Below are 18,909 nucleotides of genomic sequence, written 5' to 3'. Positions count from 1 at the left end.
AAGGGACAAGAAAGTGGAACAATCTCTCAAGAGAATAGTTGTACTGTACGGGACAAAATATGGAAGCACGAAACGATACGCCCAATGGATAGCGGAAGAAGTCGGGGCTGACATCTTCGAAATCTCGGCATTTGACCCGCCCTTTCTGAAGCACTATTCAACGGTTCTCTTTGGATCTCCCGTGTATATGGGAAGGATAAAACATATAAGTTTTGTAAAGCGTAACTGGAAGATCCTATGTGAAAAGAAACTTGCAATCTTTGCTGTTACAGGAGTTCCATCTAATGATCCAAGACAAGACAAAGTGTTCCGGGCCAGTCTTCCCGTGGATATACGAAAGAAGGTAACATACTATCCGCTTCGAGGCGCATTCAATTACGGTAAGCTGAGCTACATCGACAAGATTCTTATGAGCGGACCAAGAATAAGGCTTCAAATAGATTGGTGGCTGAAAAAGGACGAGAAAGCAAGGGAGATGCTGGCCAGATTTTTTAGTCCACTTGATTGGACAGACTGGATCGCGATACAGCCGGTGGTGAGTTTTGCCAGACAGCTAGTACAGGATTAAGATGAGCGTGACGCAGAAAAAGGGAATGAATTGAACGGTGACCATGGTGCAGATAGTCCGTCCGGATGACTCTAAGGAGAAAACATTCCTGGTAATCGTTATATCGTTGGATTCGCTCCCTTATGCCGAATCTGTGAACCGGCGGATAGCATCAGCGGAGAGGTAAACCATGCATTGCAGTTACTGTGAACGACGATGTGAGCTAAACGAAAGCAAGACGGGCTTTTGTCGGATGTATGCGGTCTCGGAAGGAGCCATCAAAGAGAGATTTCCTCACCGCTGGAGCTCCTGCGGGGCATCACGGCTCGAATCTATCCCGTTCTATCACGCGTATCCTGGGAGCAGGTGCCTAGCGATCGGCACCTTAAGTTGCAATTTCAGGTGCAAATACTGCTCGAACGCCTTCGTCGCAAAAGAAGATCCCGCGATTCAGCAGGAGCTCTTATATAACCTCTCACCCCGAGAATTGGTGAACATGGCGAAGAAGCTCAACTGTTCGAGTATTGTATTCAACGTCAATGAACCTACTGTGTCCATCCCTTCACTCATGGATCTTGCGGAGGAGGCAAAGGCTTCCGGTCTGCCCATGGGGTGTCTTACCAACGGTTACATGACCGTGGAATCAACGGAGCTTCTGGCATCGATCTTCTCATTTTTTAACATTAGCCTCAAGGGGATCTCTTTCCATTTCAACAAGACCTATATAGGCATCAACTTTACCAAACCCGTGCTCCGTAATATCAGACGACTGGCACGGGATCGTCATGTGGAGGTGACCACGCCCATCATAGAGGGAGCAAACGACGGGGATATCGATACCATAGTGGACTTTCTTTCGGAAGTCGACAGGGAGATACCCTGGCATGTATTTCGTCTTCTTCCAGAAGACGAAATGACGGGTGATAAGTATCCCGACATTCGGGCCATAGACGCAGCGCTTAAGTCTGCGCGAAAAAGGCTACCATACATCTATTTTCACAACTTTGTGGGCTCCGAATGGGTGGATACCCTGTGTCCCGCCTGCGGGACCGTGGTCATAGAGCGGTTCAGCCTGGGCTGCGGTGGTGACAAACTCAAGCGCTTAAACGGCGAAGGAAAACTCTGTCCAACGTGCGGACATGGGATTAAACTCCTAACCGGCACAATTCGTGATGACTTCAATGGAGCGCGACAATGAGTACGGCGATTGTGGATGCCAGGGGATGGCAGAATACCTTCGACCTTCGGACAGGCGATGAGGTCAAGGCAGCGGGGGCTCTTGTCGAGATGGTAGGGGGCGTGTTGCAGAGACACCCCTATCCGGGTGATATGGACCCTGGCAGCAACCGCTGGGTAACTGATACAGGCCTTGATCTGATTGGCCGCTATAACCCACGTTTGGTTTTTCTCACTTACGCGGCACAGTATTTTTCCGGCAGATACACACCCATGACCAAAGAAGACCGGGCGAAAATGATGGCCGATGCGTTTCTGGAAGTTGAGCGGTTTCTCAGCATATCCGGTTTCTCCGCCATTGTAGTCGGAATGGGCGACATGATACCGCTTTCGGGCTTTATCGATGCAACAGCGCTAGACGGCCTTGCCGTGTGCACGCACTGGTCGGCGCGGTACGCCGGCCTCTATGGTCCAAGCGATGAGGACATGAAGATCTTGCGAGGGCATCCTCACATACAGAAGATAGTTCATCGAGACGAAGTAGTGCGTCTTTTTGACGGATCCGCTCAGGAGGCGTCACAAGTACCGGAATACCTCATGCTTGCCCGCGAGGGGTACGCCTTCAAGACCACAGCCGGCGCCATGAGGACGCCGGCGCGAATACCGGCCTTCAATTTCGATGTCCCCCTCCATGCACCGGGCCACAGCATCCAAGCCATTACCGGTATTTTCGGGGCGCTGGAACAAGGCCTTGCAACTCGGAATATGGCCCTCATCGTGCTTGAAGGCGTTGGTTTGCATGACTTTCTGTGGTCTCATTCGCCGTGTCGCAACGGCACAGAATGGTACTACTACGAGCCGGGAGAGGCCCAATACCTGACCATAACCACGGGTGAGCACCGTTTTCTCGATTATCCCACGGGATCGGGGTACAAATACCTGGACAAAAAAGAAAGCACCACGGACTATCCGCTCTCCGGGCTCTTCAAATCGATTCCGGAGGGCACCTTCGGGAGGATCTTTCCTGGCAGAAGTATTGCAGTAGGAAATAAGAGCATGTTCATGCACATGGTAGCTGGCGCTGACCTTTCAGTGGAGTGCTTTTCCCGCAACATGCACAACCAGGGCACCATGGCCGTTATTCATCGTGAGGACAAACCACGATAAATGGGTTGTCATGGAGAGTACAATATTGACAGAAAGAAATTGTGGGCTATACTTGCTGTAAAACCGACTAAAAGGAGACATTCCATGAAAGATGTGCACGATGCTTTTAGAAAGTTCAAAAAGGAGTTTCCGGCGATTTATAGGGCCCATGAGGCCCTGGGAAGACAAATCCACGAAAAGTCGGGCCCGCTGTCCGAGAAGACCAGATGGCTCATGAAGGTTGCTATCTCAGGGGCGAGTAACCATAGGATTGCCCTCGAGACACACATCGGCAAGGCGCGCGAAGCTGGGGCGACGGACGAGGAGATCCTGCATACTCTGCTCCTCATCATCCAGACTACCGGATTTCCCACGTTTATGGAGGCATATTCAGTTTTTATTGAAACGCGCTGACAAGACTCAAGCCGGTCACTCATCTATAGGTTTTGTCACGAGGTTGATCTTGTTTGCACCGGCCTCTCTCATCGCCGTCATGCATTGTGCCACGAAACCGTAGGGGACAGAGCTGTCTGCCTTGAGCAATATCTCCTTCTCGGGTTTGCCGGCAAAAGCAAATTGCAGGGCCGGCCCGAGGTTTTTGATATCAAGTATCTTTTCATTGAGAATCACCTTCATTTCTTTGTTCACCGTGATCACCCGGGGATCATCTTTAAGGGGAAGCGCTTTTGCACTCGTCCTGGGCAGATCAACACCCAGCCCGTGTTGCATCATAGGCGATGTGAGCATGAAGATGATGAGCAGCACGAGCATGATATCGACAAGCGGAACAACGTTTATATCAGACAATGGACCTGCTGTCTTCTTCGCTTTCATCGGGTCAGGTAATTGAGGAGATATATGGAGCCGTTCTCGATCTTCGAGGCAATGCCTTTGACCCTCCCCATGAAATAGTTGTACGCAAGCACGGCAGGGATAGCCGTGGCAAGGCCTATGGCCGTGGCGATGAGTGCTTGACTTATGCCGGGCGCCACAACTGCAAGGCTCGTTGTCCCCTTGGCGCCGATCTCCCGGAATGAGTCCATAATCCCCCAGACGGTCCCGAACAAGCCGATAAAGGGGGCGGTGTTCGCCGTAGTTGCAAGAAAAGTGAGTCTGTCTTCAAGGCGGGCAATCTGTTCCGCCCCCACGGCCTGCATCAAACCTCGTATCGCCATGATAGTTTCGACGGTCATCGTCTTGTTTTCGCCGCCGCGCACCAATGCCTCCTGGCGAGCCACAGAGAACAGGCTTGAGAACGGGTTCTTCTCGTCCTCCATCTCGCCCGGAAGAGGCACAATTCTAGGGTTATTCCCCTTCATGGTCTTCAGGAACAAATCGCTCCAACGGTACGCCTCGTTGAGCTGCCTCCATTTTTTAAATATGATCGTCCACGAGATCAGGGAGAATAGGAAAAGGATCGAAGCGACGACCTTCGCCATGGGTCCCGCCGATAAGATAAGGTTACCATTCCCAATTGAAGTCATAAGATCATTCATGCCAGTCATCGTTATATACTACACTATATAACCATAGGTCAAGGCTTTTCGCCGTATTGTATCCTGAAAAACTTCTTGACAAGCGTTATTCCCTGTGGTATATAATGACCCATACATCTGTTTTGACGGCCGGTGTATAAAAGCATGAGAGAGTGAGGTGGCATCCATGAGACAATCTCTTCGGTGGGAGTTGCACAAGCGCGTGGCCCGCGTCGCGGTCGTTATAATTCCAAGCATTTTAACCATCCTATTTTCTTTTGCCTTACTGCAGGGAGTGGCGCTAGGGGCTGACGAGATAACAGTTTCGGCCGCCTCCAGTCTGACGAACTCCTTTGAGGAGATCGGGAAGGCCTTTGAGGCCAAACAAAAGAACGTAAAAGTTCTTTTCAACTTTGCAGCTTCCGGCGATCTCGTCCGCCAGATAGAAGCCGGGGCGCCGGTTGACGTGTTCGCGTCCGCTGCGGCCCGCGAAATGGATGAGCTTCAAAAGAAGAACCTCCTTGTTGCAGGAACACGTTCCAATTTCGCTGCCAATGGCATTGCCCTGGTGGCGCCCTCAGCTTCGAATGCGTCCGTAAAATCTTTTTCCGATTTGAAGGACCCTCGGGTAAAAAAGATCGCTATTGGAAACCCCGCCACGGTTCCAGCCGGGATGTACGCGGAGCAGACACTGAGATACTTGAAGATATGGGATGACGTTAAAAACAGGCTTGTTTTCGGTGAAAACGTCCGGCAGGTGCTCGACTACGCAGCGCGCGGCGAGGTGGATGCCGCCATGGTCTTTTCCACGGACGCCCGCGCGCGGGCCAAAGAGGTTTCCGTGGCAGCGATAGCACCCGAGGCAAGCCACGAGCGGGTGCTCTATCCCATTGCCGTAATCATGGAAACGAAACACGAAAAAGAGGCAAGGGCATTTGTCGAATTTGTTTGTTCCCCCGAGGGACAGCAGATTCTCGAGAAATATGGTTTCAGAAGCGCGAAATAACGCAATACAAACGTAGGCTTTCTCTCCTTTTCCGATTCCTTTATAAATTTGGCCGCCTGTACAGGACCAGGCGGCCAAATTATCCCGAAAACATTCGTTATATTGACGTAAACATATCCCTGTGATAAGCTCTTTGTCTGATAGGTAAGAACGTTTATAGACCGTTTACGGAAGAGGCCACATGGAACATCCCATATTCTTCTCACTACGACTCTCCTTCCAGGTCGCCATAGTATCCACCTGTTTCGTCATCATCATCGGCATCTGCGTGGCTTACCTCCTCGCCCGTCGGGACTTTAAGGGAAAAGAGCTTGTCGACATGCTTTTCACCCTCCCCCTTGTGTTGCCGCCCACCGTCACCGGTTATTATCTTATTATTCTTTTCGGAAGAAACGGTCTCATCGGGCATCCCATCTATCAATGGACAGGATGGAGCATCATGTTCACGTGGTATGGCGCGGCCCTCGCTTCCTTTATCGTCTCCCTTCCGCTTATGGTCAAAATAACCCGGGCGGCCTTCGAGTCGATCGATAAAAACCTGATCAGCGCCTCATACACGCTCGGCCACTCTGAGCTAGTGACGGCCCTCAAAGTGATCCTGCCCATCGCAAAAAAAGGGCTGATTGCCGGTACGGTATTGGCATTTGCGCGAGCCCTCGGCGAATTCGGGGCTACCCTCATGGTGGCGGGAAACATCCCCGGCAAGACGAACACCATGCCGCTCACCATATACTCGCTCGCAAACAGCGGGGCCTGGTCGCAGGCAAATATCCTCGTTATATTCTTTACAGCGCTCTCGGGGTTCTTTCTCTACACGGCCAACAAGCTCAGCAAGAGGATTCTCTGATGGGGCTCAATGTACAGTTACAAAAGAAGGTCTCGGGATTTTCTCTCAATGTGGCCTGGGACATGGAAAATGAACTTGTGGTGCTTTTTGGTCACTCCGGGTCGGGTAAGTCAATGACATTGCAGCTCATAGCAGGCCTAGCCGATCCCGATGAGGGCAGGATATGTTTCGGCGATAAGGTGCTCTTTGACCGCGCTTTGGGCATTAATCTCCCGCCGCAAAAACGGTCCGTAGGGTACGTCTTCCAGGACCGCGTCCTTTTCCCTCACATGACGGTTTGGGAGAACATCGGGTATGGGCTCAAGAAGTGTCCGAAGGCAGAGAAACAGGACAGAATAAGGCAGATGATCAGGCTCCTCTACCTCGAGGGATTGGAGAACAAGCACCCCGGCCAGATATCCGGCGGGGAAAAGCAGCGGGTGACCCTCGCCCGGGCGCTTATCGGACGCCCTGAGGTGCTGCTCCTCGATGAGCCGTTTTCAGCCCTCGATAATCCTCTGCGCATAGAAATGCGGGAGCTCTTAAGAGATGTTCAGCGGCAGTTCAACGTCCCAATCATCCTCGTGAGCCATGATATGCTTGAGGCTTACTCCATAGGCGACAAGATTGTGCTCTATTCGCAAGGTAAGATTGCCGGCACGGGTACGCCGCAGGAAGTATTCTCAAGCCCTTTATCGTCGGAGATTGACCTCTATCTCTCGCTCAATTTTCCCCTGCTCATATCAAGACACTGAGATCGACCCGCACCGTGATCTACCGACCGGCAGATCCATTATGGTCCTGTCAGCATCCCGGTTCGCCTGGATGGCCGCGACAGCTCTTCAGCGTGAGAATCTTCTTCATATTGTTTCTGAATATGAGCCAGATCTTCCGGGTAAGAGGCATATCCGTGTCCAGGTTCGTGAAAAAGGCGCGTGCATGGGGACGCGTGCGATGGTGATCGTGCTCGTCACTCACCATGGCTAATCTTTGTCTCCGATAAGGGGCAACACCTTATCAATCCTGAAATAGACGAGAAACCGGGGCTTATCCTTGTCACCGTCAGGGATCACATACGTCTTTCGCCAGCGGATCTTTTGAATGGCTTGAGCGTCGGTATCCTCTTTTATCTTGGTCAGGTAAAGTCTTTTGCCCGCGAATCTCTCCCCGGGTGATTCCACAAAGATGTACGCCGCGTGGGGGTTGGACTGAAGATTTTCGTGCGTGAGCCGGTCCGTCATGATATAGGCGATGGTGGTTTCGTCGATAAAATGCGGCCGCGAATAGACCGCAGCGTCCACGTACCCGTGGGCGTCGGCGGTCGCGAGCACCCCTCTGCCCGTCGTATTCTCAAAATATTCACTCAATTTCATGGCATACCTCCGATGGTTTTTTCTCTTCCACAGATGCTGGCAAAGCGCGCCGGTCTGTTATATATAATTATCATCGGAATCATAAAGGGCAAGACATGATAGATCAAAGGGCGCGGACGCTTAAGGAGGGCGAGTTTGGAAAAGGTCCGGTGCTTTACTGGATGAGTCGCGACCAGCGCGTCGATGATAACTGGGCGCTCATCTTCTCCCAGCGATTGGCCATCCAAAGGAAAGTGCCTCTGCTTGTGGTTTTTTGTCTCGCTCCCCGCTTTTTGAATGCCACTCACCGACAGTATGCCTTTATGCTTGCCGGTCTCGAACAGTTGTCGCGAAAGCTTGCAAAACTCAATATACCCTTTTATCTTGTGCATGGCGAGGCTGCCTCGGTCCTTACGGAATTTGTCCGCACTCACGCAATCTGCGCTCTCACGAGCGACTTCGATCCGCTACGCATTAAGAAGACGTGGAAGAAAGACGTCATGCGAAAGATAGAGGTCCCATTCTACGAAGTGGACGCCCACAATATCGTGCCCTGTGTGGTTGCATCTGGCAAACAAGAGTATTCGGCGTTTACCATAAGAAAGAAGATGGGCCGCCTCCTGCCGGTGTTTTTGGATCATATCCCCCCGATGCAAAAGCACCCCTTTTCCTCGAACAAAGAAATGCCATTAATCCGGTGGGATGGATTGGTGAAGAACCTCGATATCGATAGGCGAGTGAAAGAGGTGGACTGGATTGCCCCCGGTGAAGAAGCTGCGCAGAGGAGCCTCGCCGATTTCATGAACAGGAGGTTTATTCACTACGAGCGAGACCGAAATGACCCGACGCTTGATGGCCAGTCATCTCTTTCCCCATACCTCCATTTCGGTCAACTGTCGGCGCAGAGGGTGGCGCTTAGCATCGAAGAAAGCCGCATGTCGGGTTCTTCGAAGGCAGCTTTTCTCGAAGAACTCGTTATCCGCAGAGAGCTTTCGGACAACTTCTGTTATTACAATGAACACTACGACAGCTTTGACGGGTTCGCCCCGTGGGCGCAAAAGACGCTCAACGATCATAGAGAGGACCGCCGCTCCTACCTTTACAGCCTCGATCAATTCGAGTCGGGGCAAACGCACGACGAGTTATGGAATGCAGCACAAATGGAGATGGTAAAGAAGGGCAAGATGCACGGTTACATGAGGATGTACTGGGCAAAGAAGATCCTCGAATGGACACCGTCGCCTGAGACTGCAATGGAATACGCGATTTACTTGAACGACAGGTATGAGCTCGACGGCAGGGACCCGAACGGTTATGCAGGCATCGCCTGGAGTATAGGCGGGGTTCATGACAGGGCCTTTAGACAGAGGAATGTCTTTGGAAAAATCCGCTTCATGAGTTATAATGGCTGCGCGTCCAAATTCGATATAAAGCGATATATCGAAAAGGTGAGATCGCTATGAGCGAGGACAAGTGCTTAAGGGAATGATCCCTATGGATGGATATTATCCGGCCCACTCGCGTGAGTCGATTTCACGAGGTACACGCGCATGACTGGAGCAAAGCCGTGTGGAACTGGAAGATAGTTTACCAGGACAATCTCTGCATGTTTTATTGCGATCTCGATAAGATCGTGGGCACGGCCGCGGACGAAGAAGGTCTTTATGCAGGAACAGAGTGTTATATGCCGCTACCCGAACGTTTCGCGGTCTTTACATCCCTTGCTTTCAAAACCAACGCAAAAAAGAAACGCTACATGGAGGAGAGGAGAGAGAAGGGGCTTTCAATTGCCGGGTATGAGAACTTGCAGTATTCTCTGTGCCTCGCGGAATTCGACAGGGAAAACGAACGCTATCGGATTATCCCCGTGACAGACTATGACGAGAACGATCACGAACTCGGCGATTCGTCTGTTTTCGGGCAGAGTGGGACTCGCCTGCTCAAGGGAGTCGCGTGCGAGTGGGCGAAAATTAGATCACGAGAAACCCATCCTATGATTATGGCGCTCTATGCTCTATTTTTCCCTTCTCTGAAGCATTAAGAGCGCCCGGCGACAACGATACGCCGCCGTGGTGAGACAGAAAATTTCGCCTCAAGGGTTTTTGGCATAATCTTTTAGTACCAGAGATTACTCTTCCAATCGTGTTCAAACTGCTCGGTGAAATAGTTATCCAGCTTATTCATGAGGCGCTGCCACCCCGTTTTATAATCGTATCGCAATACGTCTTCGAGAAAAGGTACGAGTTCCCCCAGCTTATCCTTGGGCAGATACGCCATGGCGCCCATATCGTGTGACTTTTTTAACGCTTCAGGGCTTAAGGCATGGGCGGTGAGCATGGCGACCTTAAACTTACGCTCTATAGCCTCCTCAAGAAGATCAAAACCACGCACACCCATGATGTCGAGGATCACGATGTCGTATTTATTGGTCTTAAGAAGCTTGAGCGCTTGCTCGTAGGTGGTCGCCGTATCGATCGTACTCTCCGGACAGGCATCACGAATCTCTGCCTTGACAACCGCCAGAATATCAGGCTCATCATCGACTATAAGTAACCTTTTGTTATCCAAAATTGATTTCTCCATGCTATTCTCCCTTGTCGTCTCCTGCGGTACGGCTCGACATTATGGGCCCATACCACCAGTATATTATTGCAGTAATCTTATATAACATTTCATCGCTCTCATTCAAGCAAATAGGCCCCTTTCCACGCACTGCCGGCAAGGATCTACTTCCGGGACGCCGATCCTTAAGCCATGTTGACGACGCGACACCTGTTACGGTATTTCACCAGGATTCTTATTGAATATTCGCTTTTCGTAGGCAGACTGATGAAACGTCGTTCTATGCCCTGCCGATGTCTTTCTCTGTTGTTTTCCAGAAAAGCTCTTCCATTTCCGGGGTCAGGGTCGCAACGCCCTCTTTTTCCATAGCCTTGATGCGGGTGTCATATATATTTTCGAGCTGAGGCAACAGAACTTTTATTTCAGGAGAGCTCTTCAGCCTCTCATTGATCGCATCGCGCTGTTCCAGCGCTTTTTCAAAGTCCTCACGCGAAACGGGGATATCATAGAGCGTATTCAACGTTTCCATGATTCTCAGCATGCCAGGATAGTCCTCCTCTACAGCCACGTACTGCGGCAGCGAAACAATGAGCACTATTACTTCGATACCCGCCTGAGCCGCCTCTTTGGTGATGAGGTTCGCGATGCTGGACGGCCCGCGATACGTAATGGAAAGGGTGCCCGCCTTCCTCAGGTCCGCCTGTGTCTTTTCCCCCATGGCATACCCGCTGACGATAAGCGGCTTGGTGTGCGGGACCGTGTCGTACATGCTCCCCAAAAGAATATATTTCTTCACCCTGAAGGTCATGAGCAGCTTCAAAACGGAACTGATGTAGAACTCGGAGTGAGCGTGCGGCTCCAAAAGACGGAGCAAAAGCAGGTCGTTCTGGCCCTGTCGCTTGGCGTAGCGTATCGTTGTATTTGGAATGGACATATCCCGGATACCGTCTTCGATCTCAACCACCGGCCGGTATCTGGTGAAATCGTAGAATAAACCGGGCCTCGACAGTTTTCCCAATTGCGTGGCCCCGAATCGCGCCGATAGTTCCTTGAGCACGAGCGTCCCCACATTGTTCACATCAATCCAGGGTCTGAGCACCGCCAGTGCGTAAGGATCGTCGCCCTCGGGCAGCGGAGGCTCAATCTCAAAAGCACCGATCTTCACGACTGAATCCTCTTAAAAGACATGCTCCCTCTTCTCACTATCGCTTATTGTAACATAAGACAGGTTCTTTATCATAATCATGCAGAGATCGCTCTTCTGCAAGAGTGCCCTCAATGGTGACGACGCACCTTTTGCCCGTGCATCGAGTTTTTTTGCCGGACTGTAACAGGGACGTAAGACCTGCTCCGTATGCGTCGAGGACGGATCGGGCCATACCCGGCCATTAAAGGATTGAATGCGTGAAATTCGTTGGCAAGGATCACCTCTGCGACGACCGCAATATCTCGAAAGGTACAGTTCCCTCCAGATGGTCTTTTTTCATGTCAGCTTCAGAGGTGTGCGTCTCTCGCAAAAGAGTCCACATGGTTTCGATTATGGCCACACCTGCGTCGCCTTTATCCTGTCTTTCCACGGAATCGCTCAAAAATCGGCTCAGACACATGGATCACCTCGTGAATCGTCATCATCTGTTCTCGCGGGAGGTGCGTCTCAACTCCCCTTGCCTGCACGAGACGTCTCCCGCAAAGGTAAGATGCAACAAGAATGCCATTCGAATATGTGGAGATAGCGCAGAACTTTTCGGTCACGGGCTCGCCGCCGCGCAGCGCCAAAACGATCTCTCCTTTGTATGTTATTGTTTATGATATCAAAGTGTTACATGGTTGCGAAGATGGCCGCCAAGCGATGGTTCCGCTTGCCGTTCCGCTCTCTTTTTTGAATGCTCGCGCGGGCCATGCCGAGCTTCGTCCATGCCCGGACTCTACGGAATTTGTTGTTACCATCATCTTTTGTATGACTCAAAACCCGGCCATTATCCCCACATGCGAAATAAGGCTTCCGCGCCTTGACAACCAGAATAGGGTAACTACATTTCATTAGCGGTTGAACGGAATCATAAGGAGAAATATGGAGAAAGCGAATCGTTGTATAATGGCCGGGTTAAAGCGAATACCCACGTATCTTGTCATGCTCGTGGCGCTCATCGGTCTAACTTCCTGCTCCACTACCTATACCATTTACGGTCAGGATATGTTTCAGGGCAAAAACTTTCTGGCTGAGGAAGAGTACGAACAGGCAAGGGGAGACTTCCTGAAGGCCTATCAAACGCTCAAAAATCCCGATGCCCTTGTCTTTGCGGCAACGGCGAGTTATAAACTCAACGATCTTCCTGCCGCCGAAGGCTATATCAGTGACGCCGAGCAATCAATAAAAGAGACAAGCCTCTACTGTCTCCGCATGCTCGGGTATAAGGCGCTGATCCTTCTCAAGGACCTTAAGAGGCAGGAGGGCATGGAAGCGCTCAAGGTCTACCTCGATAACTACAGACACCTCTATCCCCTCACCACGATCAACGAGGTAGAGAAAATGATGAAACAGGAAAAGATAAACATGACCCTCCTTGAGAAGCTGATCGACGAACAGGTAAAGGTCTATGAGGATGAGGTAACACAGTACCTCGAGACCAACACCGGTTTTCTTGCCAGATTTTCCGGCGGTCGTGTGAGAATGAGGCCGTAGGTTAGCCCGGTACGAGAAAGAAGAACCCGAAGACCGGCGCGATCAGGCGGGACAGGTTGAAAAACTTTAGCAGCGGCCCTCTGCCTCGCGTGCATTTAATCGTGCGGCACCCCGTAACCGTAAGTGCTCCCCAAATAGCGGCAAATTTCCGCTGGCTCCGAAATAAAATATTTCCCTTTAGCCTGATGTACGGTTACCCTTTCCGGGACGGGGCGATTTTCACCAAGGACAAGCTTGGGGCAGTTCTGGTTCTCTTCTCCAATCTCGGCCACTAACAGGGGTCGCGGCCGCTCAAAGTCGATGTAATCTATTTCTATCTTGTCCCTTAGAGCAGGATAGAACGATAACATGCCTTCTACAAAGGCGCATCCCGGACAGAAATACGGCCCTCGGCCCTGATCCATGAAATCGGGTTTGAGAAGAAAAAGTTTGTCTTTCATGGCACCTCCTCTTGTCTTTACGTCCACAATCCACGGTGACGTCATATGCTTGTGTGGAGGAGAATCACAACGGCTATTCGATCCTCACGTGAACACCCTCTTTTAGTGCCCGGTCGCTTAATTCCTGTCCGATGCCGGGCAATTCCGGGATTGCGAAGTATCCTTGTTGGGGCACATAGTTATACTTGCACATTGCAATAACCTCTTCCTGAAGCGCTACAGCATGCAATTCATGAATCAGGAAATTTGGTATTACCGCCTCCAGTTGCAAGGCCACAGCTGTGGCGATAGGACCACCGGCAACGTGACATTGAACGGTCACGTCGTAGACATTCGCCATATCACTTATCTTCTTGCCTTCGGTGAAACCCCCGACGAGCCCGAGATCAGGCTGAATAACGGATAAGGCCTGCTTTTCAAAGAAGAGTCTATATCCCCAGCGCGTATAGATTCGCTCACCGGCGGCGAGCGGTATTCTAACGCTACGCGCCACCCGGGCCATGGAATCAACATTGAGAGGGTGAATCGGTTCTTCGTAGAACATGCAGTTGAGATCTTCAATGGCGTTGGCAAACTGGATAGCGGAAGAAACACCAAGATAGGAGTGGATCTCGATGATAATGTCTATATCCGGACCCACGGCCTCTCGAATGGCTCTTGTCCTGTTGTAAAACATCCTGAGTTGGGCCGGCGTGAGGATGCCTTCAAGGCTTGCCCCTCCCCAGACACCCTGTGCTGTCATACCCACCGGATCAACCTTCACACAATCGTATCCCTCCTGCACGGCCTTCAGAGCAGCTTCCGCATACTGCTCGGGCTCGGTGAAGTATTTATGTTCGGGACCCCAGTCGAACTGTATCTGGCTCGCATAGGTTCTCACCTTGTCCCTCGACTTTCCGCCGAGGAGTTCATACACGGGGACGCCAAGGGTCTTTGCCTTGATGTCCCAGCAAGCCGTATCTATGCCGCTCACTGCGCCATACACGACCGGGCCTCCACCCATGCCCCAGAATGTTTTTCGAAACAGCTTTTCCCATATGGCCTCCACGTTACGTGGGTCTGCACCGAGAACAAAGTAGGCGAGGTCCTTAAGCATACCGAAGCCACCCGAACTGCCTGCTCCGTAAGCGAGACCAACCTCGCCGAATCCCTTTACACCGTCATCGGTGTTGAGCACCACAACCAACGGATTAAACGGTTTGGTCTTGCCGTCCCTCGGTCTTCCAAGCTGATAGATATCCACACTCGTAATCTTCACGTTGTTCCTCCCGGTGTTTCCCTTTTAGTGTCCTCGTTTCCCCAAAAACCGTTTTCGAGGAAGATGGCTTTCTTCCTGACAGTCCTGATCGTTAACGAAAAACCATTTATTCAAGGCCTAACCTCTGGCGGAGCTCTTTAACATATGTGAGTCCGTTTGGCTTAAATGGTTCAGGAACCCAGGGCATCTCCTTTAAGGTCTGCATCATGGATGGCAACCGGTCAAAGGGGATGGTCATGAAATGCAGGCCCTGTGGAAACAGCTTCCTTCGCCTCATTCCGAACCCAAGCCCGGTGGCGATAAAGTTTATTTCTCCGGTAAGGTGAGGATAAGCAAAAAGCCAGGAACACCCCATGGCGGGCGAGTACCTGCTTGACCACATCTGTCCTGTCTCATAGCTCATTGCCCGAAGCAGGATCTCCATCTGATCGGTATTGGCAATAACGATCAGGACGTCCGGGTCGAATGGCAGCCTGTCAAACGGGGAAAATGCCACATAGTTGACGACCCCTTTCGCTATCCTCGGGATGTAGTGATAGAGCCTGGCCGCTGCGCGCTCTTCTCTGAAAAGGCCTAACCCCGCCCCGAATTGTCCGCTTACAAACTGATCCTCGATCTGCCTTTGGCCCAATATGTATTGCCCTGCCTCACAGGTATGATCCTTGGCCTGCGCGTAAAAGATGTCTCCTCCCTGCGCCTTTTTCATCATTTCGCAAAGCGCCATCCTCTCGCCAAGTGGATTCATTGTGTGAGGGGCCGCTACCAGGTACTTGACGCCAATCGGCGGTATGTCAAAATGAAACTCCTTAAGTATCTCAAAATCTTGCCTGTCCAATGTCATACTGACCTCCTCTCAATATCCGTCCGCTCGCCACTCGTGAAGCGGAGCACTTCTTAACGCTCAGAAGAGCGGATCCAGGCCATACACCTCTATGGGGTCACTGTAATTAATGGTTTCACCGTGTGTGAGCGTTCCCGACGCAACATCGATGACCAGTCTCAATAACCTTTCTCCTGCCTCTTCGATAGTCTCTGTACCCTCAAAAACCGTTCCGGAATAAAAATCGAGGCTTTCTTTGGCTACCGCATAGGTAGTGGGGTTGGCCGATGCCCACAAAAGTGGCGCGGTTACCGCGGGCGATGGATCGAGAAGTGTGCGGGCCGATGCGCCGCCTCCATACTGAAAGATCGTCAACTGCGCTCCGGCGGCCGCGTATCCGGGAAAGATTGAGTTTGGCCCCATCCAGTTGTCTACGAGATACAGGCCGGGCCCACGAGGTCTTTCGGCGTACTTGAGCACACCCTGGATGGAATGATGCCCGGCTTTGTATATGGCGCCTAAAGATTTCTCCTCCAAAGACGATATGCCCGCTCTTATGTTCTCGGGAACAGGGTTCACCGTGCGGATATCTTCACCCGTTGCAAGGACGCGCTCTTCGATAAAACGCACCGCTTCCAGGATCTGGCCGGCAACCTCCTGATTGGCTGCCCGCGCGGCGAGGAGCTCTTCGCAACCGATAATCTCCGTTGTCTCCCCGAACATGGCCGTGCCACCAGCTTCGACTATCCTATCGAAGAGGTATCCCACGACCGGATTGCCCACCATACCGGACGTCGGATCCGACGCACCGCACTTGACCCCGAGAGACAACCCACTTATACTGACCGGCTCACGCCTTAATTTCGACGCATCATGAACCATTCTACGCGCCAGCTTTATTCCCCTTGTTATCGATTCTAATGTCCCGCCCTCTTCTCTTACATAAACGGTCTCAACAGGTTTGCCCGATTTTGCAAGCTCTGACACGAGGCGTTCTACCTTAAGTTCAGGATAGCCCGACCCGGGACTGCCGTCATGCACGATCACCCCGGCAACGTTGGGGTTCTGACCAAAACCGAAGAGTGTCCTGGCCATGGTCTCACGGTCCCGTGACGTCATCCCGCCGCCGCTCTTGGCCATCGCCAGCGTCCTGGTACCGGGAACAAAGGCACATATCTTTTCAGAGATCAGACCGCCGGGGATGATGAGCACATAATTCCTGATACCCGCTCCACCATCAGGCCGAACATAACCAAGGAAATTCATCCGTCCTCACGTTCCTCTTTTGAGATCGCCCCGCCCTCGCGTACCTGCAAGATTATGAATATGGACGAGAGTGCCTCTTCTTATGGGCCGGCTTGCGATCCCTATACGCCGACCGTATTTGATGACCGGTTCGCCGACTGGAATATCTTTGACTGCTACCTTGAAACCGAACGGGATATGTTCTTCCGCGTGAAGTATTACCGTTTCACCACCCATATTCACGTGTATCGAATCACCGGGCAGCACTTCTTCAAGCGCGTTCGCTACGTTATCCTGCGGCTCAAGTATAAGTACACGCCTATCTGGCACGAGTCTTCTCGCTCCTTGGTGGCCGGGCATGGCCCGGATTTACCATGGAAGATATCTCGTCTGCGCAGGCTTTGACCGTATCCACATATTTTCCCCTATCCTCCGGTTTGTAGCGGGCCTCGGGAAGGTATAGCCCGACGCCCCCGAGAAACGCGTTATCGGGCCCAATTATGGGGGCGGCAAAACCGATAACCCCCTGCGCCCGCTCGCTGCTGGCCGTAGAATACCCATTCACCCTTGTTTGTTCCACCGCTTTTTTCAAGGCTGGAATATCCACCGAGGTGTTTCTTTTCAGTTCTTCAAAGATCTTGTCCGCTTCTCGCGGCCGAAGAAACGCGAGAATGGTTTTTCCCGCGGGTCCTCGGTGAATGTCGTAGGGAACCCCAAGCTTGAGGGTGAAGCGAAGGGCATGATCGCACTCCGCCACGCCCTCATACACCACTGCCCCACGGCTGTGCCTGAAAAAAATCATCATTTCATTCACTTTATCAGCATACTTCCTGATTACGGACATGGCAGTGGCGTGCAGGTTCTCCTTTCCACGCAAAGCCACACCCAGACGCCAGAGTTCGGGCCCTATTCCATATTTGCTATCTTTCCGGTCAAGGGCGAGAAAATCCTCGTCACATAAGGATTGCAATATCCTCAGAGTTGCGCTCTTGCTGAACCCCAATTCTCTCGCAATCTCTCGGATTCCCCATGTTTCCTTTTCATAGACGAAATGCCTGAGCACCTTAAGGCCTTTCGAGAGACTGCTCATTCTCCGATCACTCATAATTCTTCTGCCTCCGGAGCAGAAACATTCTTCCATAAGCGACGTGCTTCACCAGACGAGCGCATCAATTTTGATGCCCTTTTTTATTTTCGAGAACTGCCCAGAAGCAGGCGCCGCTTCATTGTTTGTCGAGCCCGAGCTTTCGCACGAGCTTTCCGCTCCAATCGAACTCCTCTTGCGCAGCTTTTACGTAATCGTCGGAATTCAAATACAGGTTGATCAAGTCGTATTGTTTGAGCACCGCCTTTACCTCGGGGTCTTCGAGGGCCTTTCTGTAAGCCCCGTCGAGCTTCTGGACGAGCGGCTTGGGAATGCCTTTTGGTCCCACTACCCCGTTAGGTCCTGGTACGCTCATGTCGTATCCCGATTCTTTCACCGTGGGCACATTCGGATAACGGTCAGAACGCTTATCCATGAACACCGCGAGAAGTCTCAGTTTGCCGGCGTCGACCAGGGGCTGCCAGGAGGGCGCATCGGAAACCACGTCCACGTGTCCTCCTAACAGGGCCGTTGCCGCTTCTGAACCCGATTTGTAAGGCACCAGTTTCCAGGGGACCCCACCCGCAAGGCTCGAGAGCTCTTCCATGGCGAGATGCGTTATCGTGCCCTGTCCCGAAGTGCCGTAGGTTATTTTCCCGGGGTTTTGTTTGGCGTAATTGATGAGGTCTTTGACGGTCTTGAAGGACGAGTCTGTCCGTACCACTATTGCGGTCATTCCACCGCTGATGCGGGATATAAAGGTTAAATCCTTCACCGGGTTGAGCTCGCTCTTCTTCATATGATAGGCGAGATACATCCCGGGAGTGATAAGGCCGATAGTGTAGCCGTCAGGCTGCCTGGTTGCGATATAGCTCAAGCCGACCGCTCCGCCTCCGCCGGCCCGGTTTTCACAGATGACGGGCTGGCCGAGCTGCTTTTTCAGACTCTCTGCAAGGGCACGGCTTAATATATCGGTGAAACCACCTGCCTGATAGGGTATTACGAACGTAATGGGCTTGGTCGGGTAATCCGCCGCCCTCGAAAAGGAGCAAAAAGCCAGAACAAGCATGAAGGAAAGGAACAGAATCGTCACTACTTTCTTTTGGGTATTCACGTTACGCCTCCTTATAATGTTCTTTCAAGCTGTCTTGATTGACCGAAAGTATGCCGGTTCACGGGCCGGAATACGGTACACGTCAGATTTCATCATCGCCCCCGATAACTGCTCCAGGCCTTTTTTTTCTGAGCTTCGGAAGCATAGGGACGAAAAATAAGAGAATCGCTATACC

At 51.8% G+C, this 18,909-nt stretch carries 25 protein-coding genes; 11 read left to right on the top strand and 14 right to left on the bottom strand.

Translation table 11 applies throughout. The annotated features are described in order from the left end of the window. Positions 1–13 precede the first annotated feature (13 nt). The 4 genes from VMT62_16970 (at position 14) to VMT62_16955 (ending at position 3,283) form a co-directional block, all read left to right on the top strand. Complete coding sequence (locus tag VMT62_16970) at positions 14–568, top strand: flavodoxin domain-containing protein (protein ID HVN98120.1); 555 nt, start codon at positions 14–16, stop codon at positions 566–568. 169 nt (positions 569–737) lie between these two features. Next, the gene (locus VMT62_16965; GenBank protein HVN98119.1) at positions 738–1,745 is read left to right on the top strand and encodes a radical SAM protein; all 1,008 of its coding nucleotides are present in this window, start codon (positions 738–740) and stop codon (positions 1,743–1,745) included. After that, positions 1,742–2,890 carry a hypothetical protein gene (locus VMT62_16960; GenBank protein HVN98118.1) on the top strand — a complete coding sequence of 383 codons (1,149 nt, stop codon included), beginning with the start codon at positions 1,742–1,744 and terminating at the stop codon, positions 2,888–2,890. Before VMT62_16965 ends, VMT62_16960 begins: the two co-directional genes overlap by 4 nt. An 84-nt stretch (positions 2,891–2,974) precedes the next feature. Further along, positions 2,975–3,283: a carboxymuconolactone decarboxylase family protein gene (locus VMT62_16955; GenBank protein HVN98117.1), complete on the top strand. Its 309-nt coding sequence runs from the start codon at positions 2,975–2,977 to the stop codon at positions 3,281–3,283. 15 nt (positions 3,284–3,298) lie between these two features. On the opposite strand, the gene VMT62_16950 is transcribed toward VMT62_16955, so the two are convergent. Both VMT62_16950 and VMT62_16945 read right to left on the bottom strand, forming a co-directional pair. Continuing rightward, entirely contained in the window at positions 3,299–3,676 is a 378-nt protein-coding gene (locus VMT62_16950) for a biopolymer transporter ExbD (protein HVN98116.1), read from the bottom strand. 23 nt (positions 3,677–3,699) lie between these two features. Then, positions 3,700–4,308 carry a MotA/TolQ/ExbB proton channel family protein gene (locus VMT62_16945; GenBank protein HVN98115.1) on the bottom strand — a complete coding sequence of 203 codons (609 nt, stop codon included), beginning with the start codon at positions 4,306–4,308 and terminating at the stop codon, positions 3,700–3,702. A 223-nt stretch (positions 4,309–4,531) separates the two neighbouring features. Between VMT62_16945 and modA the strand changes: the two genes are divergently transcribed. From modA to VMT62_16930, 3 genes are all read left to right on the top strand, one after another. Beyond that, entirely contained in the window at positions 4,532–5,350 is an 819-nt protein-coding gene (gene modA, locus VMT62_16940) for a molybdate ABC transporter substrate-binding protein (GenBank protein HVN98114.1), read from the top strand. Between the two features lie 181 nt (positions 5,351–5,531). Further along, the gene (gene modB / locus VMT62_16935; GenBank protein HVN98113.1) at positions 5,532–6,197 is read left to right on the top strand and encodes a molybdate ABC transporter permease subunit; all 666 of its coding nucleotides are present in this window, start codon (positions 5,532–5,534) and stop codon (positions 6,195–6,197) included. Beyond that, entirely contained in the window at positions 6,197–6,931 is a 735-nt protein-coding gene (locus VMT62_16930; protein HVN98112.1) for an ATP-binding cassette domain-containing protein, read from the top strand. Before modB ends, VMT62_16930 begins: the two co-directional genes overlap by 1 nt. 49 nt (positions 6,932–6,980) lie before the next feature. On the opposite strand, the gene VMT62_16925 is transcribed toward VMT62_16930, so the two are convergent. Next, entirely contained in the window at positions 6,981–7,157 is a 177-nt protein-coding gene (locus tag VMT62_16925) for a hypothetical protein (protein ID HVN98111.1), read from the bottom strand. Between the two features lie 2 nt (positions 7,158–7,159). Then, on the bottom strand, positions 7,160–7,549 hold the full coding sequence (locus tag VMT62_16920; protein HVN98110.1) for a pyridoxamine 5'-phosphate oxidase family protein: 390 nt from the start codon (positions 7,547–7,549) through the stop codon (positions 7,160–7,162). A 95-nt stretch (positions 7,550–7,644) separates the two neighbouring features. On the opposite strand from VMT62_16920, the gene VMT62_16915 reads away from it, so the two are divergent. Both VMT62_16915 and VMT62_16910 read left to right on the top strand, forming a co-directional pair. Then, a complete protein-coding gene (locus VMT62_16915; protein ID HVN98109.1) occupies positions 7,645–8,991 on the top strand; it encodes a deoxyribodipyrimidine photo-lyase in 1,347 nt (448 codons plus the stop codon). A gap of 104 nt (positions 8,992–9,095) precedes the next feature. Further along, a complete protein-coding gene (locus tag VMT62_16910; protein ID HVN98108.1) occupies positions 9,096–9,569 on the top strand; it encodes a hypothetical protein in 474 nt (157 codons plus the stop codon). 74 nt (positions 9,570–9,643) lie between these two features. On the opposite strand, the gene VMT62_16905 is transcribed toward VMT62_16910, so the two are convergent. From VMT62_16905 to VMT62_16895, 3 genes are all read right to left on the bottom strand, one after another. Continuing rightward, a complete protein-coding gene (locus tag VMT62_16905; GenBank protein ID HVN98107.1) occupies positions 9,644–10,111 on the bottom strand; it encodes a response regulator in 468 nt (155 codons plus the stop codon). 259 nt (positions 10,112–10,370) lie between these two features. After that, positions 10,371–11,255, bottom strand: coding sequence for a PAC2 family protein (locus VMT62_16900; protein ID HVN98106.1), 885 nt, complete (start codon positions 11,253–11,255; stop codon positions 10,371–10,373). Positions 11,256–11,514: 259 nt separating this feature from the next. Continuing rightward, positions 11,515–11,697 carry a hypothetical protein gene (locus VMT62_16895; protein ID HVN98105.1) on the bottom strand — a complete coding sequence of 61 codons (183 nt, stop codon included), beginning with the start codon at positions 11,695–11,697 and terminating at the stop codon, positions 11,515–11,517. A 101-nt stretch (positions 11,698–11,798) separates the two neighbouring features. Between VMT62_16895 and VMT62_16890 the strand changes: the two genes are divergently transcribed. Both VMT62_16890 and VMT62_16885 read left to right on the top strand, forming a co-directional pair. Continuing rightward, a complete protein-coding gene (locus VMT62_16890; protein ID HVN98104.1) occupies positions 11,799–12,134 on the top strand; it encodes a hypothetical protein in 336 nt (111 codons plus the stop codon). Positions 12,135–12,161: 27 nt separating this feature from the next. Continuing rightward, on the top strand, positions 12,162–12,773 hold the full coding sequence (locus tag VMT62_16885) for a hypothetical protein (protein ID HVN98103.1): 612 nt from the start codon (positions 12,162–12,164) through the stop codon (positions 12,771–12,773). A gap of 95 nt (positions 12,774–12,868) precedes the next feature. Here VMT62_16885 and VMT62_16880 read toward each other — a convergent pair whose 3' ends face one another. From VMT62_16880 to VMT62_16850, 7 genes are all read right to left on the bottom strand, one after another. Then, on the bottom strand, positions 12,869–13,213 hold the full coding sequence (locus VMT62_16880; protein ID HVN98102.1) for a DUF3088 domain-containing protein: 345 nt from the start codon (positions 13,211–13,213) through the stop codon (positions 12,869–12,871). 73 nt (positions 13,214–13,286) lie between these two features. Next, positions 13,287–14,471: a mandelate racemase/muconate lactonizing enzyme family protein gene (locus tag VMT62_16875; protein ID HVN98101.1), complete on the bottom strand. Its 1,185-nt coding sequence runs from the start codon at positions 14,469–14,471 to the stop codon at positions 13,287–13,289. Positions 14,472–14,577: 106 nt separating this feature from the next. Continuing rightward, the gene (locus VMT62_16870; protein ID HVN98100.1) at positions 14,578–15,312 is read right to left on the bottom strand and encodes a DUF169 domain-containing protein; all 735 of its coding nucleotides are present in this window, start codon (positions 15,310–15,312) and stop codon (positions 14,578–14,580) included. A 60-nt stretch (positions 15,313–15,372) separates the two neighbouring features. Further along, the gene (locus VMT62_16865; GenBank protein HVN98099.1) at positions 15,373–16,557 is read right to left on the bottom strand and encodes a UxaA family hydrolase; all 1,185 of its coding nucleotides are present in this window, start codon (positions 16,555–16,557) and stop codon (positions 15,373–15,375) included. A 6-nt stretch (positions 16,558–16,563) separates the two neighbouring features. Further along, positions 16,564–16,866, bottom strand: coding sequence for a UxaA family hydrolase (locus VMT62_16860; protein HVN98098.1), 303 nt, complete (start codon positions 16,864–16,866; stop codon positions 16,564–16,566). Next, positions 16,856–17,641, bottom strand: coding sequence for an IclR family transcriptional regulator (locus VMT62_16855; GenBank protein HVN98097.1), 786 nt, complete (start codon positions 17,639–17,641; stop codon positions 16,856–16,858). The genes VMT62_16860 and VMT62_16855 overlap by 11 nt, the downstream gene beginning before the upstream one ends. 118 nt (positions 17,642–17,759) lie before the next feature. Next, complete coding sequence (locus VMT62_16850; GenBank protein ID HVN98096.1) at positions 17,760–18,734, bottom strand: tripartite tricarboxylate transporter substrate binding protein; 975 nt, start codon at positions 18,732–18,734, stop codon at positions 17,760–17,762. Positions 18,735–18,909 lie beyond the last annotated feature (175 nt).

The organism is Syntrophorhabdaceae bacterium, from assembly GCA_035541755.1.
GTDB lineage: Bacteria > Desulfobacterota > Syntrophorhabdia > Syntrophorhabdales > Syntrophorhabdaceae > PNOF01.
The sequence above is the reverse complement of the archived record's forward strand: the minus strand, read 5'-3'. Positions and strand labels throughout refer to the sequence as shown.